This window comes from Streptomyces sp. NPDC013317 (genome assembly GCF_055563155.1).
Genome location: NZ_JBVHDX010000011.1, coordinates 149964 through 162350 on the forward strand (window position 1 = coordinate 149964; position 12387 = coordinate 162350).

The 12387-nt window shown below is 71.8% G+C and carries 15 protein-coding genes and 1 riboswitch; of the genes, 4 read left to right on the top strand and 11 right to left on the bottom strand.

What is annotated here, in order from left to right:
* Window positions 1-6: 6 nt before the first annotated feature.
* The 8 genes from ACZ3IJ_RS26560 to ACZ3IJ_RS26595 all read right to left on the bottom strand — a co-directional run bounded on the left by ACZ3IJ_RS26560 (window position 7) and on the right by ACZ3IJ_RS26595 (window position 6983).
* The gene (locus ACZ3IJ_RS26560) at window positions 7-1584 is read right to left on the bottom strand and encodes an alpha/beta hydrolase (RefSeq protein WP_467472142.1); all 1578 of its coding nucleotides are present in this window, start codon (window positions 1582-1584) and stop codon (window positions 7-9) included.
* A 127-nt stretch (window positions 1585-1711) separates the two neighbouring features.
* On the bottom strand, window positions 1712-2455 hold the full coding sequence (locus tag ACZ3IJ_RS26565; protein WP_467472143.1) for an urease accessory protein UreD: 744 nt from the start codon (window positions 2453-2455) through the stop codon (window positions 1712-1714).
* Window positions 2452-3141: an urease accessory protein UreG gene (gene ureG / locus ACZ3IJ_RS26570; RefSeq protein ID WP_467472145.1), complete on the bottom strand. Its 690-nt coding sequence runs from the start codon at window positions 3139-3141 to the stop codon at window positions 2452-2454. The genes ACZ3IJ_RS26565 and ureG overlap by 4 nt, the downstream gene beginning before the upstream one ends.
* Window positions 3142-3173: 32 nt before the next feature.
* On the bottom strand, window positions 3174-3863 hold the full coding sequence (locus ACZ3IJ_RS26575; protein WP_467472147.1) for an urease accessory protein UreF: 690 nt from the start codon (window positions 3861-3863) through the stop codon (window positions 3174-3176).
* Window positions 3863-5584, bottom strand: coding sequence for an urease subunit alpha (locus ACZ3IJ_RS26580; RefSeq protein ID WP_467472149.1), 1722 nt, complete (start codon window positions 5582-5584; stop codon window positions 3863-3865). Before ACZ3IJ_RS26580 ends, ACZ3IJ_RS26575 begins: the two co-directional genes overlap by 1 nt.
* The gene (locus tag ACZ3IJ_RS26585) at window positions 5577-5906 is read right to left on the bottom strand and encodes an urease subunit beta (RefSeq protein WP_467472151.1); all 330 of its coding nucleotides are present in this window, start codon (window positions 5904-5906) and stop codon (window positions 5577-5579) included. Before ACZ3IJ_RS26585 ends, ACZ3IJ_RS26580 begins: the two co-directional genes overlap by 8 nt.
* A gap of 16 nt (window positions 5907-5922) precedes the next feature.
* Window positions 5923-6225, bottom strand: a complete 303-nt coding sequence (locus tag ACZ3IJ_RS26590; protein ID WP_383226920.1) for an urease subunit gamma — start codon at window positions 6223-6225, stop codon at window positions 5923-5925.
* Between the two features lie 137 nt (window positions 6226-6362).
* Window positions 6363-6983: a TetR/AcrR family transcriptional regulator gene (locus ACZ3IJ_RS26595; protein WP_467472153.1), complete on the bottom strand. Its 621-nt coding sequence runs from the start codon at window positions 6981-6983 to the stop codon at window positions 6363-6365.
* 104 nt (window positions 6984-7087) lie between these two features.
* Between ACZ3IJ_RS26595 and ACZ3IJ_RS26600 the strand changes: the two genes are divergently transcribed.
* On the top strand, window positions 7088-8083 hold the full coding sequence (locus ACZ3IJ_RS26600; RefSeq protein WP_467472155.1) for an ABC transporter permease: 996 nt from the start codon (window positions 7088-7090) through the stop codon (window positions 8081-8083).
* A gap of 56 nt (window positions 8084-8139) precedes the next feature.
* Here ACZ3IJ_RS26600 and ACZ3IJ_RS26605 read toward each other — a convergent pair whose 3' ends face one another.
* The gene (locus tag ACZ3IJ_RS26605; RefSeq protein ID WP_383170687.1) at window positions 8140-8424 is read right to left on the bottom strand and encodes a type II toxin-antitoxin system Phd/YefM family antitoxin; all 285 of its coding nucleotides are present in this window, start codon (window positions 8422-8424) and stop codon (window positions 8140-8142) included.
* Between the two features lie 55 nt (window positions 8425-8479).
* Here ACZ3IJ_RS26605 and ACZ3IJ_RS26610 point away from each other — a divergent pair, with 55 nt between their 5' ends.
* From ACZ3IJ_RS26610 to ACZ3IJ_RS26620, 3 genes are all read left to right on the top strand, one after another.
* Complete coding sequence (locus ACZ3IJ_RS26610; RefSeq protein ID WP_467472157.1) at window positions 8480-9103, top strand: ClpP family protease; 624 nt, start codon at window positions 8480-8482, stop codon at window positions 9101-9103.
* A gap of 7 nt (window positions 9104-9110) precedes the next feature.
* Window positions 9111-9416, top strand: coding sequence for a hypothetical protein (locus ACZ3IJ_RS26615; protein ID WP_467472339.1), 306 nt, complete (start codon window positions 9111-9113; stop codon window positions 9414-9416).
* 381 nt (window positions 9417-9797) lie between these two features.
* Window positions 9798-9928, top strand: a riboswitch (cyclic di-AMP (ydaO/yuaA leader).
* Window positions 9929-9931: 3 nt separating this feature from the next.
* The gene (locus ACZ3IJ_RS26620) at window positions 9932-10408 is read left to right on the top strand and encodes a C40 family peptidase (RefSeq protein WP_467472159.1); all 477 of its coding nucleotides are present in this window, start codon (window positions 9932-9934) and stop codon (window positions 10406-10408) included.
* A 58-nt stretch (window positions 10409-10466) separates the two neighbouring features.
* Here the strand turns inward: ACZ3IJ_RS26620 and ACZ3IJ_RS26625 are convergent, their stop codons facing one another.
* On the bottom strand, window positions 10467-10925 hold the full coding sequence (locus ACZ3IJ_RS26625; RefSeq protein ID WP_467472161.1) for an ATP-binding protein: 459 nt from the start codon (window positions 10923-10925) through the stop codon (window positions 10467-10469).
* Window positions 10926-11083: 158 nt separating this feature from the next.
* Complete coding sequence (locus ACZ3IJ_RS26630; protein ID WP_467472162.1) at window positions 11084-12250, bottom strand: 8-amino-7-oxononanoate synthase; 1167 nt, start codon at window positions 12248-12250, stop codon at window positions 11084-11086.
* Between the last annotated feature and the right edge of the window lie 137 nt (window positions 12251-12387).

Sequence of the window (12387 nt, forward strand, 5' to 3'; positions counted from 1 at the left end):
CCGTGGCTAGGGCTGGGGTGTGGCGTGCGGTGCGCACGTCACGTCCCGGCTGTCGAGCTTCCCGGTGAGGAGGTAGGCCTCCACGCGGGTGTTGAGGCACGGGTTGGCGAGGCTGGTGATGCCGTGCGAGCCGGCGTCCCGCTCGGTGATGAGGCGCGAGCCCTTGAACCGCTTGTGCAGCTCGACCGCTCCGGCGTACGGCGTGGCCGCGTCGCGCTCGGCCTGGGTGATGAGCACGGGCGGCAGGCCCTTGCCCGTACGGACCTCGGTCGGTCGCTGACGCGGGGTGGACCAGGTGGCGCAGGGCAGGTTCATCCAGGCGTTGGCCCACGTCATGAACGAGTACCGCTCGTGGAGCCGACTGTTGTCCCGGTCCCACTTCTTCCAGCTGGTCGGCCAGGGGGCGTCCGCGCACTCCACGGCGGTGTAGACGGCGTTGCCGTTCTCGGAGGCGGCGTTGCCGGCCGTGTCGGTGGGGTCGGAGGCCGCCGCGTCGATCAGCGGCTGCGGGTCGCCCGCGGCGTAGGCGCTGAAGGCTTCGGCGACCGGGGCCCACATCGAGTCGTAGTACGGCGCGTTCTGGAAGAAGCCGATGAGCTCGGCCGGTCCGACCTTGCCGCCGAGGGGGTTCTTCTTGGCGTCGGCGCGCAGGGTCTCCCACTGCCGGCGGACCTCGGGGTAGGTGTCGCCGAGGTGGTAGGCGGCGTCGTTCCGGGCGACCCAGGTCATCCAGTCCTCGAGCCGGCCCTCGAAGGCGATGTCCTGGTCGAGGTTGGCCTCGTACCAGATCTTGCGCGTCGACGGGTTGACGACGCTGTCGAGAACCATGCGGCGGACGTGCGACGGGAAGAGGGTGCCGTAGACGGCGCCGAGGTAGGTGCCGTAGGAGACGCCGACGAAGTTGAGCTTCTTCTCGCCGAGGGCGGCCCGGATGACGTCGAGGTCACGGGCGGTGTTGAGGGTGTTGATGTACGGCAGGACGTCGCCGCTCTTCTCCGCGCATCCCTCGGCGTACTCGGCGGCGAGCTTGCGCTGGGCGCGCTTGTCGGCCTCGCTGTCGGGGACCGGGTCGAGCTTGGGCCCCTTGACGAACTCGGCCGGGTCGACGCACGAGATGGGGGCCGAGTGGCCCACACCGCGCGGGTCGAAGCCGACGAAGTCGTACGCCTTCGCGGCGCCCGCCCAGATCGTGTTCTTGGTGGTGACCCGGCGCGGGAAGCGCAGGCCGGAGCCGCCGGGGCCGCCGGGGTTGTAGAGCAGCGCGCCCTGGTGCTCGGCCGGGGTGCCGGTGGAGCCGATGCGGTCGACGGCGATCTTGATCTTCTTGCCGTTCGGCTTCGCGTAGTCGACGGGGACGGTGACCCAGCCGCACTGAATGGGCTTCTCCAGGCCCCAGGCGGCCGGGCAGTCCTGCCAGTCGATGCCCTGATCGGCGGCGCGCTGGGCGGCGACGGCCGTTCCGCGCGCCTCCGCGTCCGGCCGGTGGCGGTCATGGGCGCCGGCGGCCGGGGCGGCAAGCGCGCCGGCCACGAGCGTGCCGGCTATCAGAGTGCCGGCCGAACGGAGCACTGCCGTGCGTCTCACGTGGTCTCCCCTGTGGATGTCGGTTGTCCGGGGGATCCTTTCGTCAGCGGGGCACAGGGCGGAAGGTCGTACTGGTGTTCTTTGCCGAACCAATAACCGGACAGCTGTGTACCGCTGAGCGGTGAACTCACCACACGGCAAAGCTTTCCAGCGCCTCGTCGAGGGCGCGGCGGAGCTGGAGCGCGTCGGGGGCGACGGCGGTGACCAGGGCCGCAGGGCCGGCGAGCGGGGCGAGGACGGCGTTCGCCGCGAGCGGGCGCGGCTCCACCGGCCTGTCCTCGAACTCGGGGTCCACGACGAGAAGTTGGCCCGTCGCCCGGTGTCCGTCGAGGACCGCGCCGCCGTCCCAGCCGCCGGGGGCGCCGGGTCCGTACGCCAGCTCCTGGTCGAGCAGGGCACGGCCGGCGCGGTGCACGGTGAGGCGAGTGGTGAGGGTGCCGGTCTCCTCGCCGTGGCGGCCGAGGACCTGCTCCTCCCGGAGCACGAGCCGGGCGGTGGGCGCGAGTTCGACGGTGGTGCGCATCCTCAGGTCGGATCCCCGGGCGGAGACGAGCGGTTCGGGGAGCCAGCGCAGCACGGCCCCGTCGCCGACGCTCATCCGGAGGTCGTACGTGGCGGGTTCGGCGCCGCGACCGGGCAGGGCGACTGTCGCGGCGGCCGAGTCGACCAGGAGCCGCGCCCCGTCCCGTACCTCCGACTCGATCGCCAGCCGGTCGCCGCCGAGCGGGGCGCTCATCGCGCCGACGACGGTGACGCGGGTGTACGCGCCGGTGGTGCGCGTACGGCGGAGTGCGAGCGGCCCCTCGCCGCGGAGGACCGGCAGTCCGCCGTCGGCGTCGACGACGATGCGGGCGGTGGCGCGCAGGCTCATACGGCGACGGTCGCGGTCCAGGCGGCGAGCCGCTCGCGGACCCAGGCGGCGACGGGAGCGACACCCTCCTCGCCGGTGAGCGAGGTGAAGGCGACGGGCAGGCCGCCGCGCTGCGCCTCGGCGTCGCGGGCCATCCGCTCCAGGTCGGAGCCGACGTACGGGGCGAGGTCCGTCTTGTTGACGACGAGCAGGTCGGCGGTGGTGACGCCCGGGCCGCCCTTGCGGGGGATGTCGTCACCGCCCGCGACGTCGATGACGAAGATCTGGGCGTCCACGAGGCCCTTGGAGAAGGTGGCGGTCAGGTTGTCGCCGCCGGACTCGACGAGGATCAGGTCGAGCGGGCCGACCGCGTCCTCCAGCTCCTCCACGGCTTCGAGGTTGGCGGAGATGTCGTCGCGGATCGCGGTGTGCGGGCAGGCGCCGGTCTCGACGGCCTGGATGCGCTCGGGCGGCAGGACGGCGTTGCGGAGCAGGAACTCGGCGTCCTCCCTGGTGTAGATGTCATTGGTGACCACGGCGATCGATAGCTGGTCGCGCAGCAGGCGGCAGAGCGCGGCGACGGTCGCGGTCTTGCCGGAACCGACGGGGCCGCCGAGCCCGATCCGCAGGGCGCGCCGGGTTCCGTCGGGGCGGTGGGCGTCGGCCGACACCGCGCCGAGGTGGTCGTGGGAGTGGTCGAGGTGCATGGGACGCTCCTGTGGTTCTCAGGTCTGGGGTCTCAGGACGCGAAGAGGCGTACGGGCCAGGCCGCGTGCTGTTCGGCGGTGATGTCGAGGAGGGGCGCGGAGGCGGCGGGGAGGGCGTCGACGCCCTGACGTGCCGCGGCGGCGGCCCGCTCGGCGACCCGGTCCATCTCGGGGGCGAGGCGGGCGAGCACGGCGGTGGCCCGGAAGGGGTCGAGGCTGAGGAGCCGTACGGCCGCGGTGGCGGGGCCGCTGACCGTCTCGTACACGACGCAGTGCGCGGCGTCCTCGGGACCGAGCCCCGCCGCGCGTGCGGCGACGCCGAGGACGACGGGCTGGTGTGCGCCGCGCGGGAACGCCGCCGCGAGCGCGTCGAGTTCGGCGCACGGCCAGGTGGCGCGCGCCGCCCGCATCATCTGCCGGCCGAGCTTGCGGGCGACCGTGCGCAGGGCCGGTGAGGGGGTGCGGGCGTCGGCTGCCGCGTCCAGCGTGTGCGGATCGTGGCCGAGGGCGGCCGCGGCGGCGAGACCCGCCGCGGTGAGCCCGGTGGTGTGCAGACGGCCTCGGCAGAAGGACTCCAGGCTCGCCGGGTCCGTGATCCGTCCGGCCTTGACCGCGGCCTCCGCGCCGCCGGAGTGGGCGTGCCCGCCGGCCGGGAAGCGCCCGTCGGCGAGGACGAGGAGCGCGGCCCGGCCGACGCCGTTCGCTGGGGTGGTGGAGGTCATCAGAAGAGGAAGTACCTCTGGGCCATGGGCAGTTCCTCGGCGGGATCGGGCTCGACCGGTTCGCCGTCGATCGTGACGGTGAAGGTGTCGGCGTCGACCTCGACCCGGGGCAGGGCGTCGTTCTCCCGCATGTCGGCCTTGGTGACCCGGCGGGTGCTCCGGATGGGGGTGAACTCCTTGTGCACGCCGACCCGTTGCGCGAGGTCGTCCTCGATCGCCGCCTCGGCGACGAAGTTGAACGAGCCTGCGGCGGCGGCCCTTCCGAGCGCGCCGAACATCGGGCGGGGCAGCACGGGCTGCGGGGTCGGGATGGAGGCGTTGGCGTCCCCCATCTGCGCGTACGCGATCTGGCCGCCCTTGAGCACGGTCTGCGGCTTCACTCCGAAGAACGCCGGGTCCCAGATGACGAGGTCGGCGAGCTTGCCGGGTTCGACCGAGCCGATGAGGTGGTCCATGCCCTGCGCGACGGCGGGGTTGATCGTGTACTTGGCGACATAGCGACGCGCCCGGTGGTTGTCCGCGCGACCGTCGCCGGGCAGGGAGCCGCGGCGCCGCTTCATCACGTGCGCGGTCTGCCAGGTGCGCATGACCACCTCACCGACGCGGCCCATGGCCTGCGAGTCGGAGGAGATGATCGAGATGGCGCCGAGGTCGTGGAGGACGTCCTCGGCGGCGATGGTCGACGGGCGGATGCGGGACTCGGCGAACGCCAGGTCCTCGGGCACGGCCGGGTTGAGGTGGTGGCAGACCATCAGCATGTCGAGGTGTTCCTCGATGGTGTTGACGGTGTGCGGCCGGGTCGGGTTGGTCGAGCTGGGCAGGATGTACGGCTCGGAGACGACGGTGATGATGTCGGGGGCGTGCCCGCCTCCGGCGCCTTCGGTGTGGTACGCGTGGACGGTTCGGCCCGCGATCGCGGCGAGGGTGTCGCCGACGAATCCCGCCTCGTTCAGGGTGTCGGTGTGGATGGCGAGCTGGGCGCCGGTCTCGTCGCAGACGCTCAGACAGGCGTCGATGACGGCCGGGGTCGCGCCCCAGTCCTCATGGATCTTGAACCCGAGCGCGCCGCCGCGGAGTTGGGAGTGCATGGCCTCCCGGGACATGGTGTTGCCCTTGCCGAGCAGTCCGATGTTCACGGGGAGGGTGTCCAGCGCCTCGAACATCCTGGCCAGGTGCCAGGGGCCGGGGGTGATGGTGGTGGCCTTGGTGCCCTCGGCCGGCCCGGTGCCGCCGCCGACGAGCGTGGTGATCCCCGTGGAGAGAGCCTGTTCGACGACCGTGGGCGAGATGAAGTGGACGTGGGCGTCGACGGCGCCCGCGGTGACGATCTTCCCGTTGCCGACGATCACCTCGGTCTCGGGACCGATGACGAGGTCGGGGTGGACCCCGTCCATGGTGTCGGGGTTGCCCGCCTTGCCGATGCCGGTGATCCGGCCGTCGCGGATGCCGATGTCGGCCTTGACCACACCCCAGTGGTCGATGATCACGGCACCGGTGATCACGGTGTCGGGCGCGCCTTCCGCCCGGGTGGTCCGGGCCTGACCCATCGACTCGCGGATGACCTTGCCGCCACCGAACACGGCCTCGTCGCCCGCGCGGCCGGGGCCGCCGGAGCGGTCCTCCTCGATCTCCACGAGCAGGTCGGTGTCGGCGAGCCGGATGCGGTCACCGGTGGTGGGTCCGAACAGGTCGGCGTAGACGGCGCGGTGCAGCTCAGGCACGGTCGCCTCCGTTCGCGTCGAGGGGGCCGGCCGTCTCGCCACGCAGGCCGGGGACGACGCGACGGCCCCGCAGAGGGACGAGTTCGACCTCGACCGGGATGCCGGGCTCGAAGCGCACCGCCGTGCCGGCGGCGATGTGCAGCCGCTGCCCGCGCGCGGCGGCACGGTCGAAGTCCAGACCGGGGTTGGCCTCGGCGAAGTGGTAGTGGGAGCCGACCTGGACGGGCCGGTCGGCGGCGTTCAGGACGGTGAGGCGGGTGACCGGGCTGCCCTCGTTGAGGGCGATGCCACCTTCACCGTAAAGAGTCTCTCCGGGGATCATCGGCTGCGCTCCCCCGTCACACGATCGGGTCGTGGACGGTGACGAGCTTGGTGCCGTCGGGGAAGGTGGCCTCGACCTGGACGTCGTGGATCATCTCGGGGATGCCCGTCATCACCTCGTCGCGGGTGAGCACCTTGCGGCCGGAGGCCATCAGCTCGGCGACGGTACGGCCGTCGCGGGCGCCCTCCAGGACATGGGTGGTGATCAGGGCGACGGCCTCGGGGTGGTTGAGCTTCACACCGCGCGCCCGGCGCTTCTGGGCCACGTCGGCGGCCACATGGATGAGCAGGCGTTCCTGCTCGTGCGGCGACAGTTGCACGCTTCCACCTCACAGTCGTCCTCCGGGCAAGTCCCCGGACAGCAGCGGACCTTACCGACCGTCAACACTCTGTTGAACTGCGGCGATGGCCCGCCCGGCCAGACATTGCACGTTAAGGCGGAAGTTTTTCCGGCGCGTTAACTCGGGCTTTGCACGTCCATGGACATCAGCCCGCGCAGGCCGTCCTCCAGGACCTCGACCTCCACGTCCCCGAAGAGCGCCTGCTGCGCGATGAACCCCTGGGCCGTGGCGATGAGGGTGCGGGCGACCCGGTCGGCGGGGACGTCCGCGGCCATGATCCCGCTCGCACGGTAGGCGTCGACGAGCTTCCCCCAGGCCTCGCGCATGCCGTCGTACCCCTCAGAGAGCGTCCGGAAGAGGCGCTCGTTGCGGAGGGTCTCCGACCACACCTGAAGGATCAGCCGCGCGAAGGCCTGCCGATCGGCTCCCTCGATGCGCTCTTCGAGGAAGAGTCGCAGGACGGCGCCGAGCAGCACGTCGGGAGTGGGCGGCGGGGTCGCGCGGGAGGCCTCCTCGAAGGCGCCGCGGATTCCGGCGAACGCCTCCGTCGCGATGGCCGCGATCAGCTCGTCCTTGCCGCTGAAGTAGCGGTAGACGGCACCGGCCGAGAGGCCCACCTCGGCCAGGACGTCCTGCATGGACGTGGCGTGGAAGCCGTTGCGGGCGAAGCAGCGCGCGGCGCCGTCGAGGATCTGACGGCGGCGGGCGTCGAGGTGTTCCTGCGAGACACGGGCCATGCCCGAAATCTAAAACGAACATTCATTCTTGACAAGCGAGCACCCTGGCGGGACAGTGAGGGCACCGTAAAACGAACGATCCTTCTCTTTGAATCGAGAGTGTCATGACCGCCACCCGCAAGACCGTCGCGGTGCTGGTACTGATCCCGGTCGTCGTGGCCCTGGCCCTCTGGGCCTTCGCCTGGCCCGCCGCCCGGATGGCCCCGCGCGACCTGCCCATCGGCGTCGCGGGCCCCGCCACCGCCACCGCCCCGCTGGAACAACGCCTCACCGAACGCGCCGGAGCCTTCGAGGTGCACCGGTACGACTCCGAGTCCGCCGCCCGCACGGCGATCGAGAACCGGGCCGTATACGGCGCGGTGGTCCTCACGCCGCAGGGACCGGAGCTGCTGACGGCATCCGCCGCGAGCCCGGTCGTCGCCGGGCTGCTGCGCGAGGCCGTCACCGCGCAGGCCCCGGCCGGCACCCAGATCAAGGTGACCGACGTCGTCCCGGCCCCGGCGAGCGATCCCCGGGGCGGCGCCTTCGGAGCGGGCCTGTTCCCGCTGGTCCTGGCCGGCGCGGCGTCCGGCATCGTGGCGACGGTCCTGGGCCTGCGCGGTGCCCGGGCGGCCGGGACCCTGATCGGCGCCGCCGCGCTCGCCGGGATCGTCGGGGCGACGCTCGCCCACAGCTGGCTCGGCGTACTCACGGGCGACTGGTGGACGGAGGCCGGGGTCCTCGGCCTGACCGTGTTCGCGATCGGCGCGACGATCGCGGGGCTCGCCGCGCTCATCGGCAGGGCGGGCATCGGCGTGGGAGCTCTTCTGATGATCCTGCTGGGCAACCCGTTCTCGGGCGTGGCGAGCGCACCGGAGCTGCTGCCCGCGCCGGCGGGCGCGCTGGGTCAGTGGCTGCCGCCGGGCGCGGGCGGCAGCGCGCTGCGCTCGGTCGCCTTCTTCGACGGCGCGGGCGCGGGCCCGGCGCTGCTGGTCCTCGGCATCTGGGCGGTCGCCGGTCTGGCCGCCCTCATGCTCGGCGGCCGGCGGGACCGCACCGCGGGCGTGGCGGCGGGCGCCCCGGCTCCCGTGCCGGCACCCTCACCGGCGCCGGTGGGCTGACGCCTCCTCATACGGCCGCGTGCCCCCGCTGTAGCGGACGGGGGCACGCGGCTTCGTCATGCTCCGGGGGTGCCGGGGGCGCGATGGCGCGCCGCGATGCCGAACCGGCCCTGTTCACCCGGAGCGGACGGCAGCGGACGCACCTCGGAGACAGTACTGACCGCCAGGTCCTCCGCAGCCTCGTGCTCCGCTTCGAGTCTGTCCAGGTCAGCGGCCGAGACCAGGGCCACGAGGGGCTTTCCGTGCCGGGTCACGACGACGCGCTCGTTGCCGTACACCACGCGGTTGATCAGGTCGGCGAGCTCTGCACGTGCTTGCGTCACCGGAATCTCGTAGGCCATGCTCCTCATCTTACGGCCTGTACGTCCTGTACATTTTTTGCAAGGAGGCGCCGCCATGCACGCTCGCTACGTCCTGCCCGAGTTCACCGAGCGCACGAGGGCGGGGACCCGGACCCTCGACCCGTACTCCAAGCTGCTCGACGAGCGGATCGTCTTCCTGGGCACGCCGATCGACGAGACCTCGGCCAACGACGTCATCGCGCAGCTCCTGCACCTGGAGTACGCCGACCCCGACCGGGACATCTCGCTCTACATCAACTCGCCCGGCGGTTCGATCAGCTCGATGGCGGCGATCTACGACACGATGCAGATCGTCACGTGCGAGGTGGAGACCACCTGCCTCGGGCAGGCGGTCTCGACCGCCGCCGTGCTGCTCGCGGCCGGCGCGCCGGGGAAGCGGCTCGCTCTGCCCGGCGCCCGCGTCGTGCTCCAGCAGCCCTCGACGGACGAGCCGTTGCAGGGACAGCCGAGCGACCTCGCCCTCCAGGCAGCCGAGTTGATCCGGTTGCGCGCCATGCTGGCCGGCATCCTGGTCACCCACACGGGGCAGACCCGCGAGCGGATCGACGCGGACATCGACCGCGTCACCGTCCTCGACGCGCCCGCCGCGACCGCGTACGGCCTGGTGGACCACGTGGTTCAGAACCGGGGGGCGTCGGGCGGCGCCGGGGCGCGGTGAGCCGGACATCGTCCCCGAACTGCCGTCGCTGCCCGCCCTGACGCGCGCCGAGGGCGAGTTCATCGACGCCTATCTCGAAGTCGTCGACCTGCTCGGCCGGATCAATCCATCCAGGGGATCGCATACCTATGGGGCGCTGAGGGCGGCGCAGGCCCTGGTGGGGAAGGCGAGCGCCCTCCGTGACGCGCTGACGGTGATGCATGTCCGCGGGGAGGCCGAGGTCCACGCGGAGACATTGGCCCGCGCGCTGCGGGTGTTGGACGGGGAGCGCCGATCACAGCGGGTCACTGTGCCGGAGGCTCCGACGAGTTGACATTCCGGCGTGTCGTGTCGAGGTCCACTCGGAGCAGCGAGGCCGCAGAATCGCTCCCCCGTTCGGCGTAGTCGACGAATCGACATATGTGCGGGGTGAGTTGCGCAACGGGTGTACGCATCTGGCTGAATCGGGCGTTCAAGCCCTGGTCCGGGACTCGTCGGCGAAACCTCAGAAGATCACGAAACCTGCCTGTCCACCCGAATGGATCAGTCGTGAGGAGCCTCACATAACGTCGTTTCGACTCGGATTTCGCCCTGGTTCTGGGTCAAGATCCCTCACGACGACAAGCCCCCGCCACCGCGGCGGGGCGGTCCGGGCGGACGCCGAGTCCTGCCGCTGTCCCGGACGTCTGGTCGACAGGAGTGGATCGGCAGGAGTGGAGGACCCGAGCAGTACGGGACGGTCGGCCGGTGGGGCCGTTCCTCGGGGTGAAGCCGCAGCCGCGGCCGGGCAACTTCGCCAGCCCGAACCCGACAGGTCATCCTTCACAGGCGGCTGACGAAGGGTTGCGCATGAGTGCGCAGATTCATGTCCCGTCCATGCTGTCCCGGGCCGGAGCCGTCTCGGCTCTCACCCTCGCCGCCCTCGGCGGCACGATGCTGGCGCCAGGCGCCGCACCGGAGGCCCAGGCCGCGACGTCGCACGCCGGCAAGGCGCTGAACGTCGCCGCCTCGAAGAAGGGATCGCCCTACAAGTACGGAGCGGCCGGACCGACCCGGTTCGACTGCTCGGGGCTCACGCTCTACTCGTACAAGAAGGCGGGCAAGTCGCTGCCCCGTACCGCGCAGCAGCAGTACAACAAGACCCGGCACATCAGGGCCTCCAGCCGCCAGAAGGGGGACCTGGTGTTCTTCCATTCGGGTGGACGGGTCTACCACGTGGGGATCTACGCGGGTAGCGGCAAGATCTGGCACTCGCCCAAGACCGGCTCATGGGTGAAGCTCGACAAGATCTGGTCGTCCAAGGTCTATTACGGCCGGGTCCGCTGACGCCGAGGTGAGCTGAAACGGCGCGTGGGTGCGGCGGCGCCACCGCACCCACGCGCCGTCAGGAGCCGGCCGGCTGAGACGCGAGCACCCGGTCCGGCGAGGCGGTCCAGGGGAGTTCGATCCAGACCGTCTTGCCGCCCTCGCTGGTCGGTGTGACGGAGAGCCGCCCGCCGGCCTCGGCCGCCAGGAAGCGGATGATGACCATCCCCCGGCCGTTGTCCTGCTGCACCGCCGCCGGAAGCCGCTTGGGCCAGCGGGGGTGGCTGTCGGTGACGCCGATGTGGAGCTGCTCCTCGCGCTCCAGGCGGACGTCGACGGTGAAGGTGGGCGACTGCCCGAAGGTGTGCTGGACCGCGTTGGTGGCCAGTTCGGAGACGATGAGCCGGACGGTGTCGGCGGTGTCCCCGGCCTCCGCGAGCCCCCATCCGGTCAGGACGTCGGCGACGTATCTTCGGGCGGCGGACACCGAGGCGGGATCGCTCGGCAGAGTGACGGTTGCTTCCTGGTGGTCTGCCATGGCGACGCTGTCCCTTTCCCACCGGGCCCGGCCCGGATTGCGCTACGCGTCAGAGTGCCACCGATCGTGCCGCCTCGTATGGCGATCCACCAAGATATGTGCATATTTGTCGCTCGAAGCGGTGAACTCTGCTACGAGAGACCGTATTTGAGCTGCGGTCAGACGACCGGAGGTGCTGTCCGCACGATCGTGGCGACGGCCTGCTCGATCTGCGCGTCCGTCAGATCCGCGCGGGCCGTGAGCCGCAGTCGCGAGACACCGTCCGGCACGGACGGCGGACGGAAGCAGCCGACGACGAGCCCCTGGTCACGGCAGTCGGCGGCCCACCGCAGCGCAGCCTCGGGCGAGGGCGCGCGCACCGAGACGACGGCCGCCTCCGGGCGTACGGCGGTCAGACCGGCCCCCGTGAGCATCCCGTGCAGCGTGGTGGCGACGGTCCTGGCACGCTCGGCGAGGCGGGGGTCGCTCTGGATCAGCCGCAGACTCGCCAGGGCGGCGCCCGCGGCGGCCGGGGCGAGGCCGGTGTCGAAGATGAACGTACGGGCCGCGTTGACCAGGTGCTCGATCACCCGGGCGGGGCCGAGGACGGCTCCGCCCTGGCTGCCGAGCGACTTGGAGAGGGTGACGGTGGCGACGACGTCGGGGGCGCCGGACAGGCCGGCGGCGTGGAGTCCGCCCCGCCCGCCGTCACCGAGCACGCCCAGCCCGTGGGCGTCGTCCACGACGAGCCCGGCGCCGTGGGAACGGGCGACCTCCGCCAGCTCGGGCAGCGGGGCCTGGTCGCCGTCCACGGAGAAGACGGAGTCGGACACCACGAGGGTCCGGCGGTCCGGGTGGGCCTGGAGGGTCTTGCGTACGGCCTCGGGGTCGGCGTGCGGGACGACCGCCGTCTCGGCGCGAGACAGCCTGCAGCCGTCGACGATGGAAGCGTGGTTGCCCGCGTCGGAGACGATCAGCGCGTCCCGGCCGCTGAGCGCGGTGAGCGCGGCGAGATTGGCGGTGTAGCCAGAGGAGAAGACGAGGGCCTCCTCGAAACCACAGAAGTCGGCGAGCTCGCGCTCCAGGCGGGTGTGCAGCCGGGTGGTACCGGTGACGAGACGCGAACCGGTGGAGCCGGCGCCCCACCGGCGGGCCGCCTCGGCCGCCGCCCCCGTGACCTCCGGGCGGTGGGTGAGTCCGAGGTAGTCGTTGCTCGCCAGATCCAGCAGATCCGACTCGGCCGGCCGCGGCCGGAGCGTGCGGACGAGACCCGCCTCCGCGCGGCGGCGCGCCTCCGCTTCGGTCCAGTCGAACGGGGTTCGGCGGGTGTCCTCGTCCCGGTGCATGGGGCAGATCCTTTTGTAGGCAGCGCACAGACCCTAACGGTCCGCGGCGAGGGACAGGGTGTGGCCATGCACACACCTCAATCGGGCTCGTTTGTTCAGATCCTCCTTGGCCGCGAGGTGTGCCGTAGGCGAGGATC

What these genes read in the sequence shown, in the direction of transcription:
- ACZ3IJ_RS26565 (WP_467472143.1), bottom strand. Translation starts at nt 2,455, where the DNA reads ATGAGCCTGCGCGCCACCGCCCGCATCGTCGTCGACGCCGACGGCGGA.
- ureG (WP_467472145.1), bottom strand. Translation starts at nt 3,141, where the DNA reads ATGCACCTCGACCACTCCCACGACCACCTCGGCGCGGTGTCGGCCGAC.
- ACZ3IJ_RS26575 (WP_467472147.1), bottom strand. Translation starts at nt 3,863, where the DNA reads ATGACCTCCACCACCCCAGCGAACGGCGTCGGCCGGGCCGCGCTCCTC.
- ACZ3IJ_RS26585 (WP_467472151.1), bottom strand. Translation starts at nt 5,906, where the DNA reads ATGATCCCCGGAGAGACTCTTTACGGTGAAGGTGGCATCGCCCTCAAC.
- ACZ3IJ_RS26595 (WP_467472153.1), bottom strand. Translation starts at nt 6,983, where the DNA reads ATGGCCCGTGTCTCGCAGGAACACCTCGACGCCCGCCGCCGTCAGATC.
- ACZ3IJ_RS26600 (WP_467472155.1), top strand. Translation starts at nt 7,088, where the DNA reads ATGACCGCCACCCGCAAGACCGTCGCGGTGCTGGTACTGATCCCGGTC.
- ACZ3IJ_RS26605 (WP_383170687.1), bottom strand. Translation starts at nt 8,424, where the DNA reads ATGGCCTACGAGATTCCGGTGACGCAAGCACGTGCAGAGCTCGCCGAC.
- ACZ3IJ_RS26610 (WP_467472157.1), top strand. Translation starts at nt 8,480, where the DNA reads ATGCACGCTCGCTACGTCCTGCCCGAGTTCACCGAGCGCACGAGGGCG.
- ACZ3IJ_RS26620 (WP_467472159.1), top strand. Translation starts at nt 9,932, where the DNA reads ATGAGTGCGCAGATTCATGTCCCGTCCATGCTGTCCCGGGCCGGAGCC.
- ACZ3IJ_RS26625 (WP_467472161.1), bottom strand. Translation starts at nt 10,925, where the DNA reads ATGGCAGACCACCAGGAAGCAACCGTCACTCTGCCGAGCGATCCCGCC.
- ACZ3IJ_RS26630 (WP_467472162.1), bottom strand. Translation starts at nt 12,250, where the DNA reads ATGCACCGGGACGAGGACACCCGCCGAACCCCGTTCGACTGGACCGAA.